We start from the raw sequence: 19,886 nt of genomic DNA, 5'->3' as shown, positions 1-19,886 counted from the left end.
CGCGCCGGCCCGGCCGCGCGCCTCGTCCGTGGCGGCGGCGTGGCCCGCCGTCGGGGTCCGCGGCCGTGCGCCGGCGGTGGTGTCGTCCAACTTCGTCGTGATCAATCGTTTCTCCCCAGATCGGCGCGCGGGCTCAACCCGCGTCCGCCAGCAGGTCGCCGCGTGCCCAGCAGTCGCCGGACCGGGTCGTCCGCACCACCAGGCGCGAGCCTGCGAATTTCTCCGGCCACTGGAAGCTCACGGTCTTGCCGTCCTCCAGATCGCCGCTGTCGAAGGCCGGCGGCGCGCCGCGCTCGGCGCCGCTCAGCTGCAGGCGCAGCGTCGCGCCGTTGCCGGTGCGCGCGGTGAGCCTCATCGTCTGCCCCGGCTGCGGCCGGGCCCAGTTCACCGCCGAGATGTGACGGCCCGAGGTGTTGACCACCGCCAGGCCCGCCTTGGCATCGCGCAACACCACGGCCTGCTTCCAGGTCTCGAAGCGGGCCTGGGCGTCGTCGCGCTCCGAGCGCCACGCGCCGCGCATCGACAGCAGGTTCATCGGCGCACGCAGATCCACCGGCCGGCCGTGGCCGTCCAGGAAGCCCCGCGTCGAGCTCACGCGACGCAGCGCCAGGCGCATGCGTTCCAGGTCGCTGGCGGCGCGGCTGTTCCACACGCCGGGCGTGTGCAGCTTGGCGTTGCTGCCGATCTCCGCGTAGATCACGAAGGGCGTGCCGATGTTGCGGTCCACCACGTAGCCGCCGTAGACCTTCAGCGCCTCGGCGATGCGGCGCAGCCGCGGGTCGTCGACCTTGGCGGTGTCGAAGTCCGGCGGCAGCATCAGCAGCGCACCCTCGGGAATGCGGCCGTTGTTGCTGCTCAGGCCGGCGTCGGCCGAGGTGGCCGGGAACACATAGCCCGGGTCCGCGCTCAGCCCGTTGAAGGTCAGCGAGATGGCCAGCGCGTGGCGGATCGGCCCGGCGCCCTCCTCCACTTCGTGGCGGCGCACCAGGCCGCCCATGGTCGGCACCGCGGCCGCGCGCGCGCCCTGGAAGTAGTGCGCCGGGTCGCCCCAGCCGCGGCCGTCCAGACGCGTCCACGCGTACTGCTTGGCACACCACTGGTCGTCGACGCGCAACAGCTTGAACAGCGAATGGATGATGCCGGCCTCGGCGTCGACGATGTCCGCGTGGCCGTCCGAGCCCTCGGCCGGGATCACCGACGCGGGCCAGCGCGGCAGGACGATCTCGGGCTGGGTGGTCTCGGCATCCGGATCCCAGATGCCCTTCTGGCCGGGGAGGCCGACGATCTTCATCGGGCCGTCGTCGGACCCGCAGATGAAGACGCCGGTGGACCACTTGCCCGACTCCAGCGCCGGTACGTAGGAGGCCTTGGGGATCTGCCAGTCGTCCAGCACGGGATCGACCGGACGGCAGTTCCAGGGCGACTGGGCCGAGAACGGCCGCAGCGGCGATCCGAAGCGGTCGCGCACGCGCTCGGCCTCGGCGCGCCCGTCGGCCTTGCCCTTCGTGTCGGCCGGCGTGTCCGACAGGTCCTTCGCGGCCGCGAGCAGCCCGGGCGGCAGCGCGCCGGCCGCCAGCCCCAGTCCCGCGGTCGTGCACCAGCGACGTCGATTCCAGGCCATGTTCAGTCCTCCAGGGTCAGGGGCGCGGACGCCCGGTCCGCGGCGTTGCCGCGATCGACGATCCGCGCCGGGTTGCCCACCGCGGTCGCGCCGGCCGGCACGTCGCGCAGCACGACGGACATCGCGCCGACCTTGCAGCCGGCGCCCAGCCGCACGCCGCCCAGCACCTGCGCATAGGCGCCGAGCTCGACGCCGTCCTCCAGCACCGGACAGGGGCCCTCGGGCACGCGGTTGCCCAGCGTCACGCCCTGGCGCAACGTGCAGCGCGCGCCGATGACGGTGTCCGGGTGGACGAAGACATTGCCGAAGTGCCAGATCCGCAGGCCGGGGCCGATGCGGGCCGCCTTGGGCAGGCTGATGCCGGTGAGCGTCTCCACCGCGCGGAAGGCCAGCCAGTAGCCGCGCGCATGCCAGCGCGCGCGCCAGCCGGCGGGCATCGCGTCGACGCGGCGACCGTAGCGATAGACCCGCAATGCCCAGAGCGACTGCTCGCGGCGCAGCGCGGCGGCGCCGCCGCAGCGCGCCAGGTCGGCCTGCCAGTCGAGGTCGTCGCGGGCGCGCGTCGCCGCGGGGGCCATCGGGGCGGTGAGCGATGCGGGCATCGGGGCGGTCATCGGCGCGGTGGCGCTCATCTCAGACCTCCTTCAGCCGTTGCCGGCGGCCGTGACCGACGCGCTTGGCCAGCTCGTTGAAGCGGTGCTCCACCTGGAAGGTCGAGACATGGGCCACCAGCACCAGCGCCACCAGCAGCAGCGGGCGCTTGAGGTACTTGATGGCGGTGTCGCCGGTGCCCAGCCAGGTCGCCGCCAGCGGCAGATGCCAGATGTAGAGCGCGTAGGAGATGGACGCCACGTAGACGAAGAAGGGCCGGCCCAGCTGGCGCGACAGCCCGTGCGCCGGCTGCGCCAGCAGCGCGCCGACGAAGGCGGCGGCGACGTAGGGCCGCAGGAAGGACAGCGGATTCAGCGCCGCGTGCGGCAGGAAGCTGCAGGCCAGCAGCGTGACCAGCAGCAGCGGCACCATGCCGCGCCGGGCGAGCCGGGTCCTCACCGCCGGCCAGTGCCGCGAGTGCATCAGCAGCGCCAGGCAGGCCCCCGCCAGCAGGTCGTCGCAGCGGAACCAGGTGACGCTGGACGCGGTGACCTGGTGGCCGATGCGCAGCGCGGTGGTCGCCAGCAGCAGCACGGGGAACAGCCACCACACCGCGCGCGGACGCATCCAGAGCAGCAGCGCGGCCAGCATGTAGAACTGCACTTCCAGGCACAGGCTCCAGAAATGGTCGACCGGCGGGGTCAGGTGTTGCGGCGGCAGGTTCGCGTAGAACAGCAGGTAGCTGAGCGCCGTCTCCAGGTCCACCGGGTGGACGAGCCAGACCAGCGCCAGGCAGATCCAGGCGGCCGGCACCACGCGCAGCAGACGGCGCGCGACGAAGGCCGACACCGGCGGCCGCTTGAGCAACTGCCCGGTGATCAGGTAGCCCGACAGGATGAAGAACAGCGCCATGCCGAACAGGCCCAGCGACTCGTTCAGCGCCACGCCGCCGAGGCGGGCGGGGAACAGGTGGGTCCACAACACCGCCAGGATGCTGATCGCGCGCACGCCGTCCAGCGCCGGCTGGCGCTCGCCGCCGAGGACCGGGGCGTGCGGGCGGGCGGCGTCGGCCAGGCTCATGGCGCGCGCTCCATCAGCGTCATCGGCTGCGTGACCGGGAACAACGAGCTGCGCGGACCCGCCTCCTCACGCGGTCGGTACTTGCTCGGCCGGATGCCCCAGGGCAGGCGCTTGCGCTTGTCGGCGGCGCCGGCGATGCGGCAGGACAGCGCGCAGATCGCGCCCATCGTCAACCAGAAGTACCAGTTGTAGATGAGGTAGGACAGCATGTTGTCCGAGGTCGAGACCAGGAAGTTGGCCACCAGCAGCGCCAGCGCGATCAGCGCCAGCAGCGGCCGCACGCGCAGCAGCGGGCGCAGCATGCGGGCCGTGGACAGGTAGACCCAGCCGAAGGCGGCCACGCCCAGCGCGCCGTACTCGAAGAACATCTGCACCACCGCGCTGTGCGCGCCCCAGCTGCGGCCGCCCGCCATCGAGAAGAAGGTCTGCGAGTGGAAGATGAAGGACTCCGCGCCGTAGCCGAAGACATAGCGCGCCTTGGACATCCAGCTCAGCGCGTCGGTCCACAGCAGCTTGCGCCAGGCGAAGGAGTTCAGCTTGGCGTACTGCACGACCTGGTTGCCCTCGGCCAGGCCGGCCACGCGCTCGCGCACCTCGGGGATGGCCATCGCGCAGAGGCCGCCGATGACGAGATAGATCAGGTAGCGGCGCTCGCGCAGCAGACCGTAGAGCACGAAGATGAACAGCACGGAGATCCAGGCGCTGCGGGTCTTGGTCGCGAAGAGCAGCCCCACCAGCAGGAGCAGATAGAGCACGACCGTCGCGGTCACCAGCGGACCGCGCCCGGCCAGACCGCTCTTCCAGCGATAGAAGATGACGCCCACCGACAGCACGAGATAGAACGCCAGGATGTTGGCGTGGGGGAACGGGCCGCCGTACCGGTTGGACGCAGCTTCGAAGGCGTCCACGCTACCAGCGGTCTTGCCCAGGCCGATGTAAATCAGCGTGACAACTGCGACAGGCACCGAGGACCAGGTGACCAACTTGAGCAGCTTGTTCAGATCCGCTTCATCCATGACCAGATAGAAACTGACCAGGAAGAGCGCGACCACCGACAGCTGGCCCAGGTAGAGGCGGACCGCCTGCACCGGATCGGGCGAATACAGCAGGCCCGCGGCCTGCACCAGCACGAAGGGCAGCCACACGCCCCAGGCCAGGCGGGGCACGCGCTTGGGATCGCGCGCGATGATCAGCCCCGCCAGCACGATGATCAGCGCGTTGAGCAGACCGCCCAGGCCGCCGATGGCCGCCAGCCGGGTCTCCTCGAAGACCGGATTGGTGCCCGCGCGCAGCAGCAGCACCACCAGCAGGAAGGCCTCGCGGCTGTAGATGAAGAGGAAGGCGGTGAGCAGCATCAGCGGCAGCACCGCCATCAGCACCGGCTTGTCCACCGCCACGCCGCCCACCATCACCGTGAGCAGCCCCATCACGACGGCGCCCGCCAGCAGCCCGGTCAGGCCCAGCCAGGAGGTGCCGTCCAGGCCGTCGCGCCAGCTGCGCCACAGGCCGGAGATCCGATGCACGGCATTCATGCGCTGCCCCCCGTGTCTCATCGGACCAGCAGCGGCCGCGCGCCGGCGGGCACCGCCGCGACCAGCTCGCGCAGGAAGCCGTCCATCAGGGCCTGCGACTTCGCCTCGTCGCCGGGCTGGGCCAGGCGCTGGGAGGCGCGCACCAGGATGCCGTCGGGCACGCGGCCGCGGAAGCCCTCGTTCAGGATGTACCAGCGCGCGGCCCAGCCGTCGCCGCCGTACATGTCGCCGATGCGGATCCAGTAGCGCACGGCCTCGTAGCCCCCGCCGCGCGCGCCGGTCAGCAGCTCGGTGGTGGGCACGGGCGCGGCGCGGCCCGCGGTCGCGATGGCCGGACCGCTCTTGAGCTTGAGCACCGCGAAGCCCTGGGCCGGGTAGCAGACCTCGGGGCGGTGCACCTTGACGTCCTGGCGCTGGCGCTCGCCCCAGGCCAGCGCGAGCATCACCTCCTCGCCACGGCTGTTGGCGTAGGTGCGCATCACGGTCTGGTCGTAGGGCTGCTCCTGCTCGGTCTCCACGCCCTGGGCGACGTCGACCTGGGTCGAGCCGTCCTGCACCAGGCGCCAGTCGCCGAAGGCCTTGGGCACGGCGGCGGCGAGGTCGGTCCCGCCCTGCGCGGTCTGCAGGCGCGGCGTGGCCAGCCAGGCGCCGGCGGCGGCGCCCAGCATCACGGCCAGGCCCGCGGCGCACACGGCGGCGGACAGACGCGGCGGCGTCGCGGCCGGCGCGCTCGGCGCGGTGCCGCGGGCGTTCACGCGGCCTCCGATCGGCGCGCGCGGGCCAGGCGCAGCGACAGCGCGCGCAACAGGCCGTCCATGGCCACGATCAGCATCAGCGCGGTCAGGAACAGCGCCATGCCGGAGAACTCGTGCATGAAGCCCTGTCCCACGTCGTCGCCGAGGTGGTAGGTCAGCAGCGCCAGGATGAGGATGCGGATCACGTTGGAGCAGTAGGAGATGGGCACGATCAGGATGGCCAGCGTGATGTTGCGGAACACCGATTCATGGCGCACCACGTTCATGTAGAGCAGGCCCAGCGCCTCGAGCGTGAACAACGAGTTCAGGCCCGCGCAGGCGTCCGCCACCATCAGCTGGTAGGGGCCGATCTGCAGGATGACGCCGGCGCGCGCGACCGGGTAGCCCAGCCAGAACATGAGGTGCTCGGCGCCCCAGGAGGCGGCGATCTTCATCGGCTGGGTGATCACGTCCACGATGGACGCGGGCAGCGGCACGGCGAAGAGCAGCAGGAAGAAGGCGAACCAGTAATGCCGCGCGATCGCCGGCCCGAGCAGGATCAGCGCGAAGCCCAGCAGCACGGGCAGCAGCGAGCCCATCTCCAGCAGCGCCAGCGATTGCGAGCGCCCCAGCACATAGGCCGCCAGACCCAGCAGCACCAGCGACCAGCCGGCGACCGGGGCGGGACGCGGCGCGAAGCGCTCGCCCTGCCCGGCCAGGCGCCGGGTCTGGAAGTAGAAGTACCAGGCCGACAGGGCCAGCACGATGGGCCCGTGGGAGTTGCGATCGCCGCGCCAGGGGCCGTGCAGGAAGTCGACGACCGTGGGCACATACAGCGCGAGCAGCCCCGCCGCGAGCGTGAGCAGCGCGACGCGATTGACGGCCCAGAAGCCCGGATCGAAACGTCCCGAAGAGGCGGCGAAGAGATTCATCGTTTTCACTGAAGTTCCCACGCGCGCCATCGAGGGTCGAGGACCGTGAGAGTCGGCGCGCGATGCAAGGCGCGAAGCGGAGCGATGCTCCTTGCACCGCGAGCATTCGCGACGCCGCAGCGGGTGACGAATCGTGCGGTCATCGGGCCTCGATTCAATACTGGTTCATCACTGTGCCGACCAAGGTGGTCGTGAGGCCGTCGAGGCTGTCCGTCAGGTCCTGCAGCGCGCTGACGCGCGACTGGTTCTGGCGGGCCAGCACCAGCGCCGCGCCGCAGCGCGAGGCGACGATGGCGGCGTCCGCGCCGTACTGGCCGGCCGAGGTGTCCACCAGCACGTGGTCGAACTTGCCCGCCAGCTCGCGCATCAGCATCCCGAAGGCGGGGCGCTCCAGCAGCTCCACCGGGTTCGGGGGGACCGCGCCCACCGGCAGCACGAACAGCGAGGTCATGCCCTCGACCTGCTGGATCACGCGCGGCTCGCTGCGGCCCGACAGGATGGAGGACAGGCCGGCCTGGTTGTTGATGTCGAAGATCTCGTGCTGGCGCGGACGCCGCAGGTCGGCGTCCACCAGCAGCGTGCGGCCGCCCAGCTGCGCCAGCGTCACCGCCAGGTTGGCGGTGAAGTAGCTCTTTCCGTCCAGCGTGTCGGGGCTGATGATGGCCAGCGCGCGGCGCGGTTCGCCCTCGCGGTACAGCCGCATCGTGATCTGGCTGCGGATGCCGCGGAACACCTCCGCCTGCGACGAGAACGGCTGGTTCAGCGCCACCAGCTCGGGGCTGCGGCTCTTGCGCTCGTTCGGGGCGTAGGGGTAGTGGAACTGCTTGGACAGCGCCTCCAGCACGTCCTCGGCATTGGCGTAGCCCAGCGCCACGGCGGCCTCGCCGAAGCGGATGCCGCGCTCGCGCTGGTACTGCAGCACGCGCTCGACCTGGTCGGCGCTGAGGTTGCGGGTCTCGGCGATGATCGCGCCGATCGAGCGGTCATGAATGCCCGCCGCGGGTTTGGTGTTCGATGTGTCCACGGATTTGCCGTACGCGGGGGAAAGGGGTTCCTTCAGATCCGACATCAGGTCGCTCCTCGGCCGGTGGCGCCACTGGCGTGGCCGAGCAGCCGTCGTTCCACCGAGGGCAGCGCGCCGCGCGCCCGCTTGCCCGGCGCGGGCAGCACGCCCAGCATCGGCAGCGGCAGCACGGCCATCACGTCGTCGGCATCGCGCACCTTGCGGTCGCGCAGCTCCAGCAGCAGGGCCAGGCCCACCGCCAGGATCACGCCGACCACGAAGGCCAGCGCGGTGTTGAGCAGCACCTTGGGCGAGGACGGCTTGCTGGGCGGCATCGCCTCGGTCAGCAGGTTCACGTTGCTCTGCGTGGACTGGCTCTCCAGGCTGGTCTGCGTCAGGCGCTGGGTGATGTTCTCGTAGGCGCGCTGGGCGCTCTCGGTCTCGCGCATCAGGCCGCCGGCCTCGTCGCGCGCTTCCTTCAGCTTGACCACCTTGGCGCGTTGCGCGTCCAGCTGGGCGCGGGCCTCGGACTCGCGCTGGCGGTTGATGTTGTTGGTCGCGGAGACGGAGTTGGTGACGCGGCGCACTTCGGCGTTGAGCTTGTTGCGCGTGTCGGCCACGGCCGCGCGGGCCTCGATGACCTGCGGGTGGTTGTCGCCGTAGCGGGTGCTGAGCTGCTGCAGCTGCGCCTCGGCGCGGCTGACGTCGGCCTTGAGCTGCGACACCACGGGGTTGCTCAGCACGTCCGGCAGCGAGTCGGCGCCGCGCGCCGCCTGGCCCTGGCGGCTGCCCGACTCGGAGGCCAGCGCCTGCAGCGTGACCAGCTGCGTGGACAGCTCGGCCAGGCGCGCGTTCTCCACGTCCAGGCGTTCGTCGCTGGCGATGATGCCGTGCTCGCGCTCATAGGCGGACAGCTTGGCGCGCGCGGCCTCCAGGCGTTCCAGCGCGCCCTTGGCCTGCTGGTCGAAGTAGCCGGCGTACTGGCGCGCGGGTTCCACGCGCAGGTCCAGCGTCGTCGCGATGTAGGCCTTGACGAAGGCGTTGGCCAGCGTGGCCGCGGTCTCCGCCGACGGCGAGCGGAAGGACACCGTCAGCACGTTGCTTTCCTTGGACGGCTTGACCTCCATGTTGGCGCGCAGGAAGTCCACCACCCACAGCTCCATCGAGCCCTCGCCGCCCTGGTCCTGCCAGCGTTCGCGCAGGTCGGGCACCTCGGTCAGGCGCAGGTCGCGCACCACGCGCAGCGCGACGCGATCGCTGGAGATCACGTCCACCTGCGTGTTGACGTAGGCCGGCGAGGCCAGGCCGGGATAGATCAGCGCGGTCACCGGGTCGGGCTTGGCGTCGATGACGACGGAGGCGCTCGCCACGTACTTCTTGGGCATCACCAGGCTGACCGCCAGCGCCGTCAGCGTGGTCAGCACGACCACGAGCAGCACCAGCGACCAGCGGGCGCGGAGAATGGACATCAACTTGCTGGGCGTCACCATGCACTCCTTGGCCGGGCGGAGGACCCGGCTTCAACTTCAGGGACTTCGGAGATCAGAACAGGCTCTCGCGGACGTAGATGACGTCGCCGTCCTTCAGGGTCTCGTCCATCGCGGGCTTGAGCTCCTGCACCTTGCCGTCCGCCGCCTTGCGCTGCACGCGGATGCCGCGGTCGGTGCCGCGCAGCGTCAGACCGCCGCCGGCGGCCAGGCCCTGCAGCAGCGTCATGCCGCGCTCCAGGCGAATCTGGCCGGGCTTCTGCACTTCCCCGTAGATGTAGATCATCGGGAAGCGGTCCACCCACAGCACGTCCCCGTTCTGCACGATGACGTCCTGCTCGCGGCCGCTGGGGCCGAACAGCGTGGGCAGATCGACCTCCAGGCGGAAGGGCTTGCCGCCGCGCGTGCCGCTGAGCACCACGAGGTCGCCGCCGGTGGTCGCCACGCCGCGCGCGTTGGCCAGCAGGTCGGTCAGGCGGGTGTCGGCCACTTCCAGCGGGTAGCGGCCCGGCTGGTTGACCTGGCCCAGCACGCTGGCCTGGTTGCCGGTGACCTTCATGATCAGGATGGTGACCTGGGGCTGCTTGACGAAGTTGCCCTTGCGCAGGCCCTCGGCGATCTTCGCCTCGGCGTCGCTGACCGTCAGGCCGCCGATGCGCACCAGGCCCAGCAGCGGGAAGCTGATGGTGCCGGCCTCGGACACGCGGGTCTCCAGCGTCATGTCCGGGTTCTGGAACACCGAGATCTTGATCGCGTCCCCCGATCCCAGGCGGTACTCGGCGGCCGAGCCGCTGACGGCGCCCACCGGCGCGGGCTGGGCGCCGGGCGCGGCGGCGCGGGACTGGGGTTGAGCGAGGGCGCCGGTGGCGACGACGGCGGCCAGCGAGCAGGCCGCGACGGCGCGGGCGGTGGCGAGGATCGGGAAGCGACGCGAGTTCGTCATTTGATGTCGAGGCCCTTCGAAGGTGCGGAGGAGTCGACCGGGCCGCTGGCGGCGCCGGGGGCGGAGTCGGACGCGGCGGCGCCCGGGCTGACGGTCGGCGAAGTCGAGGCCGGCGCGGATGCCGCGGCTTCGGCGAACTTGCCGACGTATTCGATCTTGGCGTTCTCGCGCATGGCCTTGATGTCCTTGGCCAGGAGCTCGGTGCGGCGCTGGTTGAGCAGGAACTGCTCGATCGACGGACGCGCCTGCGCCTCGGTGTAGGGCTGGCGCTGCGAGCCGGCCAGGAACAGCACGACCACGCCGCCGGGGGTGGCGTTCATGATGAACTGGCCGTCCTTCAGGCGCGCGATGGCGTCCAGGTTCTGCAGCGGGATCTGCTCGGCGGCGCGCACCGCCTGCGAGCCGGTGAAGCGCAGGCCGTCGGTCTTCAGGCCCTCGAGGAACTCCTGCATCGACTTGTTCGCGCCGCCCTGCAGGCGGTCGCGGATGGCCTCGCGCTGTTCCGGCTTGGCCTCGATGTTGATTTCCTGCAGGCTGTAGATGCGGCGCTCGGCGAAGAGCGCCGGGTTCTCGACGTAGTACTTGTGGATGTCCTGCTCGCTGGGCTTGGACGCGGTCTCGCCGACGTGGGCGGCATAGGCGCGGGCGATGATCTCGCGCTTGGCGGTCTCGATCTGCTGCACCACGCGCGGATCGCGGTCGAGCTTGAGGTCCTGGGCCTTCTGCACCGCGAGTTCCTGGTCGATCAGGCGCTCGAGGACCTGGCGCGAGGCGCCGTCGACCTGCTCGGGCTTGAGGTTGGGCTGCGTCTGCAGGACGAAGTTGATCTGGTGGACGGTGATCTCTTCCTTGTTCACCTTCGCGGCGGTCTGCGAGGCCTTGGCCCCGCTGCCGCCCCCACAGGCGACCAGGGCCGCGGCGGCGATCAAGGTTGCGGCAAGAGCTGCAGGACGGAATCCGGAACGTTGGACCAGGGCCCGATTCGATTGCATGTGTCGACCTTCGTTGTTCTGTCTGTTCAGGGCCCACACGGGCCGGTTGGGAGTGCTCGCGCGAGGGGCGAGTGTAGTCCTGGCCCATGACGGTAAACCCCGATTGCAAGCGGCTTCGGAAGCCTCCAGACCGGGTTCGCAGGGTCCATAGCAAGAATGGGTCCTGGCCCGGCCCGCATCGTCGCAGCAGCCCCCGCGAACAAGGGGGGACGACGCCGTAAAAACCGCTTCAGGACGTCAATGGGGGACATCCCGGACCCGGCGCTCCCAGGGGAGATCGGTGCCCGCCGGACCGATGCCCGCGCCCCGCATGGACGTCAGCGCCTCCCTCGAAGCTGCGATCAGAACAGCCGATGCAAGGAAGTGTTTCTTTCGCGTGGGCTTGCTTCAATTCAGCGCATGCAGTGGGGACGTGTGGTCGAGATCGCTGAAGGCTGGTGGCGGGACAGGCGACGGCGCCTGATCCGTCGCTACGCGCGCAAGGTGTTCGCGAACTGGCATCTGGCGCTGAGTCGCCCGACGACGAAACAGCGCGAGGCTGCCGGGCGCTTCCTGCATACCCTGTCCGCTGCGTCGCTCTCAGGCGCCGCGGTGATCGTCGGGACGGCTTGGCCGTTCCATTTCTGGGATGTCGCCAGGATCCTGCTCCTGGCCTCCGTCGGCGTGCTGTGCTTCCTGTGCGGCGCCGTGATGAGCAAAGGAGAACGTTGATGGACGTGTTGCTGCTTCTGGTGTTCGCGGGCGTCATCCTCTACGTCTTCGGCGGCATGGTGGTCAGGGAAGACGTGCTGGGTCGCCGCCGGGATCGGCTCAAGGCTCGTGAGGAAGAGCGCAAGCGCCGGGCGCACGAGGACCTGATCTCCCCGCCCCGGATCTGAGAGCCGCAAACGCCGAGGGCCCCGTCGGGGGCCCTCGTTCGTCGACGCGGCGTCGGCCGCGCGCGGGATACGGCGCGTCAGCGCCTCAGCACTTGATGCCCGCGTGCAGCGCCACCACGCCACCGGTCAGGTTGTGCACGTCCACATGGCCGAAGCCCACGGACTTCATCATGGCCTTGAGCTCCTGCTGCGCCGGATGCATGCGGATGGACTCGGCCAGGTAGCGGTAGCTGTCGGCGTCGCCCGCGATCATCGAGCCGATGCGGGGCAGGATCTTGAAGGAGTACCAGTCGTAGGGCTTGCGCAGCGGCTCCGCCACCTGCGAGAACTCCAGCACCAGCAAGCGGCCGCCCGGGCGCAGCACGCGGTTCATCTCGGCCAGCGCCTTGTCCTTGTGCGTCATGTTGCGCAGGCCGAAGGCCACGCACACCAGATCGAAGCTGCCGTCCTTGTAGGGCAGCTGCTCGGCGTCGCACAGGTTGGTGGGCAGCACCAGGCCCTCGTCGATCATGCGCTCGCGGCCGGTGCGCAGCATCGCCTCGTTGATGTCGGTGTGGACCACCATCCCGCGGTCTCCGACCTTGCGGGCGAACAGCCGCGCCATGTCGCCCGTGCCGCCAGCGATGTCCAGCACGCGCTCGCCCGGCTTGAGGTTGGCCACCGCCAGCGTGTAGCGCTTCCAGACGCGATGCAGGCCCATCGACATCAGGTCGTTCATCACGTCGTAGCGCGACGCGACCGAGTCGAACACGCCGCGCACGCGCTTGGCCTTGGCGGTCTCGTCGACGGTCTCGAAGCCGAAATGGGTGCTGCTCATGGTGGGAATCCTGCTGAAAGTGGGAGCGTCGCGGCCGCGTCGGCCGCGTCGTCCGCGCGGCCGGCGAGGGTCAATGGCTGGCGCAAGCGCCGCCGCCATGCGAATGGCCGCCCTTGCCGCCCTTCTCGGGCATGGGCGCGTCGCGGTCCAGGCCCGCGGCGGCGAGCTTCTGTTCGTACTCGCGCATCAGGCGGTCCTGGTCGCGGCCCAGCTCGTAGAGATAGGCCCAGGTGAACAGGCCACTCTCGTGGCCGTCGGAGAACAGCGGCTGCAGCGCGTAGTGGCCGACCTGCTGCACCGCGACGATGGTCACCTCGCGCTTGCCGGTCTGCAGCGTCTCCTGGCCCGGGCCGTGGCCCTGCACCTCGGCCGAGGGGCTGCACACGCGCATCAGCTCGAAGGGGATGCGGAAGCGCGCGCCGTCGCTGAAGGCGAGCTCCAGCACCTTGGACTGCTGGTGCACCACGATGTCGGTGGGAAGCGGCGAGTTGCTGTCGAGGCCGGCCATGGGGTCGCGAAGGGTCGCGGAGAAATCGAGGCCCGCAGTGTAGCGGCCCCGCTCCCCTCCCCCGCGCCCGGCCGCGCGCCCGTCATGGGCACGAAAAAAAATCCCGCCAGCTTTCACCGGCGGGATTCAACGGGTGCCCCGTTCGGGCCCAGGACACCCGGCTTACCAAACGAGGAGAGTGGCAAGAACCGAAAGTCGCATCACCAGCCCAGGCCCAGCGTGTAGCTGCCGGTGCCGCCGGAGTAATAGACGACGCGCACGTACACGGTCACCGAGGCGGAGCCCGTGTTGGCGTAAGTGAAGCTGTCCACCGCGCCGGCGCCGTTCTCGCTGGCGCGCAGCTGCGTGCCGGAGGCGTTCACCAGGTACAGGTCGTAGTCCTTGCCGCTGGGCGGCGTCAGCGTGGCGCTCAGCGTCTTGCCGGCCGGCAGCACGACCTTGAAGTAGTCGGTGTCGGTGGTGGAGGACAGGCTGCCGTTGACCGTCGTCGGCGCCGCGATGGCCTGCGCCGAGGCGATGGTGTTGTTGGACTCGACCTCGGCCGTGGTGGTGCCGCCACCGCCGCCCAGGATGGCCGTGACCGCCGCGTTGGCGTCCAGCAGGCCGGCGCCGCACTGGCTGCAGGTGCCCGGGAAGGCGCGGGCGCTGCTCTTGAGCGCGGCCGTGATCTGGTCCGGCGTGGCCGTGGGCTTGGCGCTGTACATCAGGGCCGCGACGCCGGCCACGTGGGGCGTGGCCATCGAGGTGCCCTGGTAGTAGGCGTAGTTGTCGGCGCCCGGCGTGGTGGTGCCGGCGTTCAGCGTCGACAGGATGCCGTTGCTGGCGCTGGAACGCACGTCGCCGCCCGGCGCGGCCAGGGCCACGATCGAGCCGTAGTTCGAGTAGTAGGCCCGCGCGCCGTAGCGGTCGGTCGCCGCCACCGCCACCACGCCCGAGCAGTTGGCCGGGCTGGAGTTGGAGGCGTTCTGGTTCTCGTTGCCCGCCGCGACGATCACGCTGGCGCCGCGCGAGCGCGCGCCGTTGATGGCCGTCTGCGTGGTCGTGTCGCAGGTGCCGCCGCCGCCCAGCGACAGGTTCAGCACCTTGGCCGGCGTGGCGTTGGCCGGCACGCCGGACACGGTGCCGCCCGAGGCCCAGGTGATGCCGTCGGCGATGTCGGAGGTGTAGCCGCCGCACTTGCCCAGCACCCGCACCGGCTGCACCTTGGCGTTGAAGGCGATGCCCGCGACGCCCACGCCGTTGTTGGTCTTGGCCGCGATCGTGCCGGCCACGTGCGTGCCGTGCCAGCTCGAGTTCTCGCCCGGATCGTCGGTGCTGCAGAAGCCGGCGGCGTGCCAGTCGCCCGGGTCGCTCGGGTCGCTGTCCCGGCCGTTGCCGTCGACCGAGACGGCGGTGTCCGCGATCATGTCGTAGCCGGCGACCAGCTGGCCGGTCAGGTCCGCATGCGGCCGATAGCCGGTGTCGATCACCGCGACCACCACGCCGGTGCCGGTCGCCTGGTCCCACGCGGCCGGCGCGCGGATGCCGGCGGTCGTCTCGTACAGGTCCCACTGCGCCGTGTACGAGGGGTCGTTGGGCGTGAACAGCGGGTACATCTTGCGGTCGGGCTCGACGTACTCGACGTTGGCGTCCGCCGCCTTGATCTGCTCGCCAAGCTGGCGCAGGTCCGCCAGCGACAGGCGCTTGCCCAGCTTGTAGACGTGGGCGCCGGTGCCCATCTGGCGCAGCAGCGTCATGCGGGCGCCCAGCGGGGCGGCCAACTGCTGCAGGCGCTCGGTGCGGGCGCCGATGGCGTCGCTGGCCACGGCCCGCGACTGGATGGCCGCGCCCAGGCGCTGCTGCACCACAGTGCTGCCATCCTTGTATTTCACGATCAGACGATCGGTCTGTTCGGCGCGCTGACGCGGCGCCTTGTCGACATCCAACGACGACACCCCGGCCTGGGCAGCGCCCATGGTGACGAGTGTCAGAGCCAGCGCACGGCTGAGCGTGTTCATTCGCAGCATGCTTGTTCTTCTCCTGGACCTTCGAGTCGACACCGGGTGTCGGTGCCCGCCTGCCCCGGCCTGGTGCGTTGGCACCTTCGGACCGGGGACGCCGACCGGACCTCCCGGCGGCATGCGGCGCAGTGTAGGAAGACGCCCGGGCGACGAACGCACCCCCTGCAAGACTTAACAGGAAGGAATACACCTATAACTTTTTTGTGTCAGGAAGCAGCCTTTGATCCGACAGTCGCCCTTCCATGTCAGCTAACGCCCTGATTCGTAAGGTTTGCGCACCGTTTGCGGGCCTGCGCGAACGGCGTGCCCGGGGTGCCGGAAGGCATGCGCGGGACGGGACCGATGGCCGGGGGCGCGTGGCTCGTTTAGCCTGCGCGCCTTGTCTTTTTCGCCACATTCGTGGCCCACAACAACCATGTTCCGACCCCGCCTGATCGCCGCCGCCGCGGCCGCCGCCCTCACCCTGGCCGTCGCCCCGGCGCGCGCGCTCGACGTGGCGAGCTTCTCGACCGAGGTCTCCCCCTGCGCCGACTTCTATGACTACGTGAACGGTCCGTGGGTCGCGCGCACCGAGCTCCCCGCCGAGCGCACCCGCATCGGCAGCTTCGACGCGCTGCGCGTGGCCAACGACCAACTGCTGGCCGCCGCGCTGGCCGAGCTGCTGGCCAAGCCCGCGCTGCAGAAGTCGCCCGGTCTGAAGCAGGTCGCCGCCTACTACGCCAGCGGCATGGACCTGGCCGCCATCGAGGCTCAGGGGCTCAAGCCGGTCAAGCCGCTGCTGGACCGCGTCGCCGCCATGAAGACGGCCGAGGACCTGCCCTACGCGCTGGCCCAGCTGGGCCGGGTCGGCATCTCGGCGCCGGTGGGCGCCTTCGTCCGCCCGGACGTCAAGAACACCCGCGTCAACGTGCTGACCCTGGGTCAGAGCGGCCTGGGCCTGCCGGACCGGGACGACTACTTCAAGGACACCGACATCGCCAAGAAGCTGCGCGCCGCCTACCGGCTGTACGCGCAGCGCCTGCTGTCCTCCGCGGGCTTCGACGCGACGCCCGCCACGCTGGACGCGCTGATGGCCTTCGAGTCGCAGCTGGCCGAGGCCACCACGCCGCGCGCGCAGCTGCGCGACCCGCTGGCGGTCTACAACCCGATGACCACGCCCGAGCTGGCCGGCAAGGCCCCGGGCCTGGCCTGGGACGCCTATCTGAAGCAGCTGACCCGCGGCGACCAGCGCCCGGGCGGCGTCGAGCGCCTGATCGTCGCGCAGCCCGAGTTCATGAAGCGCGTCGCCCGGCTGGCCGGCAGCGTGCCGCTGGCCACCTGGCAGACCTACCTGCGCGTGCGCGTGCTGGAGAACAGCGCGGCGCGCCTGCCCAAGGCCTTCGCCGACGCGGACTTCGATTACCGCGGCGTGGCCATCAGCGGCCTGGAGAAGCGCACCCCGCGCGACGAGGAAGTGATCCTGCTGATCGGCGGCCGCACCGGCGGATCGCCGCTGGGCCTGGCGCTGGGCGAGCTGTTCGTGTCCAAGGCCTTCTCGCCCGAGGCGCAACGCCGCGCGACCCTGCTGATCGGCGACGTCAAGGCCGCGATGAAGACCCGCATCCAGAACCTGAGCTGGATGAGCCCGGAGACCAAGGTCAAGGCGCTGGAGAAGCTGGACGCGATGCAGCCCAAGATCGGCGCGCCCGAGACCTGGCCGACCTACGAGGGCATGGCGCTGGACGCCAAGGACTTCGCGGGCAACCAGCTGCGCGCCGCGGCCTGGTACCACGGCGAACAGATCAAGGACCTGGATCGCCCGAGCGACCGCACCCGCTGGAACATGTCGCCCTACATCGTGAACGCGCAGGCCGGCGGCCTGAACGAGATCACCTTCCCGGCCGGCATCCTGCAACCGCCCTTCTTCGACGCCAAGCTCGACGACGCGATGAACTACGGCGGCATCGGCATGGTCATCGGCCACGAGATCGTCCACCACTTCGACGACCGTGGCCGCCAGTTCGACAGCATCGGCAGCCTCAACGACTGGTGGACCGCCTCGGACGCCGAGCACTACAAGGCGCGCGCCGATCGCGTGGTGGCGCTGTACGAGAGCTACGAGCCGGTCGCGGGCACGCACATCAACGGCCGCCTGACGCTGGGCGAGAACATCTCCGACATGGCCGGCATGCCCATCGCCTTCGACGCGCTGCAGAACGCGCTCAAGCGCACCGGCAAGACGGAGAAGATCGACGGCTTCACCCAGGAGCAGCGCTTCTTCCTGTCCAACGCGCTGGTGTGGCGCAACAAGACGCGCGAGGCCGCGCTGCTGAACCAGCTGCGCACCGACCCGCATTCGCCGGGCAAGTACCGCGTGCTGGCGCCGATGTCCAACATGCCGGAGTTCGGCAAGGCCTTCAGCTGCAAGACCGGCGACGCGATGGTCGCGGCCGACCCGATAAAGGTGTGGTGAGATCCTCCGATCTCGTGAACGCCTGATCGGCGGGCGCGCCGATCGCCGATGAACAGGGACCCGTCGACCGCGAGGTGGACGGGTCCCTGTCTTCATGGGTGCCTTCCGGATGCCGCTGCGAAAAGTCATGGACCGCGCGCGCCGGGTCATGGGGCCAGGTCTTGTCATGCGGCCGTCATGCCCCCTCTGGAACCCTTGTCACCAGATCGTCAGCATGACTTTTCACCCGATGGATACGGGGGAAAGTCGATTCCCGGCCCGTCGCGCGCGCTTGCGTTTCATCGCCGGTTTCCGGCTGTATGACCCGTCGTTTCCACACTCGGTCGCGCGTCGCTTGGTCGCGCGGTCCGCGATGCCTACGCTGAATGCAGTCCGATCACGAGCCGCACGGACGCGGACCGCGACGGCCCCTCAGCCCGTAGGAGCAACGACATGACCGCCACCACCCGCACCCCGTTCCAGTCCCTCGTCCTGACCGCTGTCGGCGCGCTGCTCGCCGCGACCGCCGGCGTCGCGCGGGCCGCGCCCGACGACCTGCAGCGCGTCGAGGTCACCGGCCGCCATCCCGGCGAGACGGCCCGCACCGACGTGCGCGCCAGCTGCCCCGGCGTCGACGCCGCGCTGATGCAGCGCATGGCGCCGCTGCAGTTCCGCACCCGCGAGGAAGGGATGTCGACCATCACCTTCCGCCTCAACGGCAACACCATCAGCGAGGTCCGCGCCGCGCGCGGTCCCGACATCTATCGCCAACCGCTGCGCCGCGCCGTGGCCGGCCTGAACTGCGCCGCCACGGACCGCGACACGCTCTACGTCATGCAGGTGCGCTTCCGCAATGAAGAGGACCCCAGCGGCGGCAACAGCGTCGCGATGATCGAGTTCGAGCCGCCCGCCGCCGGCGCGCCCGCCACCGTCGCGAGCGCGGCGCGCCGCTGAGTCCGCGCCCGCCGCCTCCACGCGTGACGCCGACGCGGCGCGCGCGAGATGCGCGACGGCCGGATGCGACCGTAGGGAATCGGGTTGTTCCTGGATGGGGCGCTCGCGGGCGATGGCTAGGATGCGCCGACGCACCACGAGGAGACCTCCCCCATGCCCGCACGCCGACCCGATGCCGCGCGCCGTTCCCTGCTGCTGACCGCCGCCGCGGCCGGCGCCACCTCGCTGGGCCTGATGCCCGGCGCCGCCCGCGCGGACACCTGGCCGAGCAAGCCCATCCGCTGGGTGGTGGCCTATCCGGCCGGGGGCGGCTCCGACTTCCTGGCGCGGCAGCTGGCGCCGGTGCTGGGCAAGGCCTTGGGCCAGACCCTGGTGATCGACAACCGGCCTGGCGCGGGCGGCATCATCGGCACCGACAACGCCGCCAAGTCGCCGCCCGACGGCTACACGATGCTGACCGCCGACAACGGCGCGATGGTCTTCAACAGCGCGCTCTACAAGAAGCTCCCCTACGCGCCGGCGGACCTGGCGCCGGTGGGCTTCATGGCGCGCTTCCCGCTGCTGCTGGTGGTCAACCCGGCCTCGGGCTTCAACTCGGCCCGGCACTGGCTGGAGATGGTCCAGGCCAAGCCCGGCAAGTACAGCTACGCCTCGCCGGGCATCGGCAGCCCGCACCACCTCGCGATGGAGCTGCTGAAGGACCGCACCCACACCTACATCGTCCACGTGCCCTATCGCGGCACCGCGTTTTCGACGCAGGACCTGATCGCCGGCATCGTGCCGATGGGCATCCTCGACACCGCCGCCGCGCTGCCGCATCTGCGCGCCGGCAAGCTCAAGGCGCTGGCCGTGCTGTCGACGCGGCGCATCGCCGCGCTGCCGGACGTGCCGACCTTCGAGGAACTCGGCGTGCCCGGCGTCGACGTCGCGGCCTGGCAGGGGCTCTTCGTCCCCAAGGGCACGCCCGAGCCCATCGTGGCCCGGCTCGGCGCCGAGCTGACGAAGGCGCTCGCCCAACCGGAGCTCAAGGCCAAGCTCGAGGACTTCGGCCTGGAGGTCGCGCCCAGCGACGCGCCGACGCTGGCGCGCTTCGTCCAGCAGGAGACGGTGAAGTGGCATGCGCTGATCCGCAGCCGCGGCATCACCGCCGAGTAAGCCTCGTCCCGCCCGTTCCGCCGTCGCATCGCGGCCCCGCGACGACGGCCCGCTGTGCTCGGCGGCGGCAGGCGGCCACGCGGCCGATCAGGCGACCGTCCGGTCGGTCGTATATGGACGGAGATAGCGCTGTCCAGACGGCCGCGCATTACTTCACGTGAAGCCCGAATAGCTGCGGGTTATCCCCGACGCGGCATGCGGTCAAGTGGTCGCTATGCGCTCAGACGC

Annotated in this window: 18 protein-coding genes; 5 read left to right on the top strand and 13 right to left on the bottom strand. The window is 70.6% G+C overall.

The annotated features are described in order from the left end of the window. Window positions 1-133: 133 nt before the first annotated feature. From MCHT01_RS21570 to MCHT01_RS21525, 10 genes are all read right to left on the bottom strand, one after another. On the bottom strand, window positions 134-1,621 hold the full coding sequence (locus MCHT01_RS21570; protein WP_067068565.1) for a hypothetical protein: 1,488 nt from the start codon (window positions 1,619-1,621) through the stop codon (window positions 134-136). A gap of 2 nt (window positions 1,622-1,623) precedes the next feature. Then, the gene (locus MCHT01_RS21565; RefSeq protein WP_067068702.1) at window positions 1,624-2,199 is read right to left on the bottom strand and encodes a serine acetyltransferase; all 576 of its coding nucleotides are present in this window, start codon (window positions 2,197-2,199) and stop codon (window positions 1,624-1,626) included. Between the two features lie 55 nt (window positions 2,200-2,254). Further along, window positions 2,255-3,292: an acyltransferase family protein gene (locus tag MCHT01_RS21560; protein ID WP_067068563.1), complete on the bottom strand. Its 1,038-nt coding sequence runs from the start codon at window positions 3,290-3,292 to the stop codon at window positions 2,255-2,257. Next, window positions 3,289-4,824, bottom strand: a complete 1,536-nt coding sequence (locus tag MCHT01_RS21555) for an O-antigen ligase family protein (protein ID WP_067068560.1) — start codon at window positions 4,822-4,824, stop codon at window positions 3,289-3,291. Before MCHT01_RS21555 ends, MCHT01_RS21560 begins: the two co-directional genes overlap by 4 nt. Window positions 4,825-4,841: 17 nt before the next feature. Continuing rightward, window positions 4,842-5,579 (bottom strand): exosortase C-terminal domain/associated protein EpsI, encoded by a 738-nt coding sequence (locus tag MCHT01_RS27595; RefSeq protein ID WP_067068557.1) that lies wholly within the window; start codon window positions 5,577-5,579, stop codon window positions 4,842-4,844. Next, complete coding sequence (xrtB, locus tag MCHT01_RS27590) at window positions 5,576-6,490, bottom strand: exosortase B (protein ID WP_067068555.1); 915 nt, start codon at window positions 6,488-6,490, stop codon at window positions 5,576-5,578. Before xrtB ends, MCHT01_RS27595 begins: the two co-directional genes overlap by 4 nt. A 154-nt stretch (window positions 6,491-6,644) precedes the next feature. Beyond that, window positions 6,645-7,514, bottom strand: coding sequence for a polysaccharide biosynthesis tyrosine autokinase (locus MCHT01_RS21540; protein WP_245643514.1), 870 nt, complete (start codon window positions 7,512-7,514; stop codon window positions 6,645-6,647). A gap of 44 nt (window positions 7,515-7,558) precedes the next feature. Further along, window positions 7,559-8,962, bottom strand: coding sequence for a chain length determinant protein EpsF (gene epsF, locus MCHT01_RS21535; RefSeq protein ID WP_245643512.1), 1,404 nt, complete (start codon window positions 8,960-8,962; stop codon window positions 7,559-7,561). 73 nt (window positions 8,963-9,035) lie between these two features. After that, a complete protein-coding gene (epsE, locus tag MCHT01_RS21530; RefSeq protein ID WP_084453175.1) occupies window positions 9,036-9,923 on the bottom strand; it encodes a polysaccharide export protein EpsE in 888 nt (295 codons plus the stop codon). After that, window positions 9,920-10,852 carry an EpsD family peptidyl-prolyl cis-trans isomerase gene (locus MCHT01_RS21525; RefSeq protein ID WP_245643510.1) on the bottom strand — a complete coding sequence of 311 codons (933 nt, stop codon included), beginning with the start codon at window positions 10,850-10,852 and terminating at the stop codon, window positions 9,920-9,922. The genes epsE and MCHT01_RS21525 overlap by 4 nt, the downstream gene beginning before the upstream one ends. A gap of 462 nt (window positions 10,853-11,314) precedes the next feature. Here MCHT01_RS21525 and MCHT01_RS21520 point away from each other — a divergent pair, with 462 nt between their 5' ends. Together MCHT01_RS21520 and MCHT01_RS26915 are read left to right on the top strand one after the other, a co-directional pair. Next, entirely contained in the window at window positions 11,315-11,626 is a 312-nt protein-coding gene (locus MCHT01_RS21520) for a hypothetical protein (RefSeq protein ID WP_067068547.1), read from the top strand. Then, complete coding sequence (locus MCHT01_RS26915; RefSeq protein WP_169806189.1) at window positions 11,626-11,793, top strand: hypothetical protein; 168 nt, start codon at window positions 11,626-11,628, stop codon at window positions 11,791-11,793. Before MCHT01_RS21520 ends, MCHT01_RS26915 begins: the two co-directional genes overlap by 1 nt. An 85-nt stretch (window positions 11,794-11,878) precedes the next feature. On the opposite strand, the gene ubiE is transcribed toward MCHT01_RS26915, so the two are convergent. The 3 genes from ubiE to MCHT01_RS21505 form a co-directional block, all read right to left on the bottom strand. After that, window positions 11,879-12,610: a bifunctional demethylmenaquinone methyltransferase/2-methoxy-6-polyprenyl-1,4-benzoquinol methylase UbiE gene (ubiE, locus tag MCHT01_RS21515; RefSeq protein WP_067068544.1), complete on the bottom strand. Its 732-nt coding sequence runs from the start codon at window positions 12,608-12,610 to the stop codon at window positions 11,879-11,881. A 70-nt stretch (window positions 12,611-12,680) separates the two neighbouring features. Next, window positions 12,681-13,118, bottom strand: coding sequence for a gamma-butyrobetaine hydroxylase family protein (locus MCHT01_RS21510; protein WP_067068542.1), 438 nt, complete (start codon window positions 13,116-13,118; stop codon window positions 12,681-12,683). Window positions 13,119-13,318: 200 nt separating this feature from the next. Then, on the bottom strand, window positions 13,319-15,124 hold the full coding sequence (locus MCHT01_RS21505) for a S8 family peptidase (RefSeq protein WP_245643508.1): 1,806 nt from the start codon (window positions 15,122-15,124) through the stop codon (window positions 13,319-13,321). Window positions 15,125-15,533: 409 nt separating this feature from the next. Here MCHT01_RS21505 and MCHT01_RS21500 point away from each other — a divergent pair, with 409 nt between their 5' ends. From MCHT01_RS21500 to MCHT01_RS21490, 3 genes are all read left to right on the top strand, one after another. After that, on the top strand, window positions 15,534-17,570 hold the full coding sequence (locus MCHT01_RS21500; RefSeq protein ID WP_067068536.1) for a M13 family metallopeptidase: 2,037 nt from the start codon (window positions 15,534-15,536) through the stop codon (window positions 17,568-17,570). A 432-nt stretch (window positions 17,571-18,002) separates the two neighbouring features. After that, window positions 18,003-18,503: a hypothetical protein gene (locus tag MCHT01_RS21495; protein WP_067068534.1), complete on the top strand. Its 501-nt coding sequence runs from the start codon at window positions 18,003-18,005 to the stop codon at window positions 18,501-18,503. A gap of 153 nt (window positions 18,504-18,656) precedes the next feature. Further along, window positions 18,657-19,658: a Bug family tripartite tricarboxylate transporter substrate binding protein gene (locus tag MCHT01_RS21490; RefSeq protein ID WP_067068531.1), complete on the top strand. Its 1,002-nt coding sequence runs from the start codon at window positions 18,657-18,659 to the stop codon at window positions 19,656-19,658. Window positions 19,659-19,886: the final 228 nt, after the last annotated feature.

The organism is Mitsuaria chitosanitabida ATCC BAA-476 = NBRC 102408, assembly GCF_001598255.1.
Lineage (GTDB): Bacteria > Pseudomonadota > Gammaproteobacteria > Burkholderiales > Burkholderiaceae_C > Roseateles > Roseateles chitosanitabidus.
The sequence above is the reverse complement of the archived record's forward strand: the minus strand, read 5'-3'. Positions and strand labels throughout refer to the sequence as shown.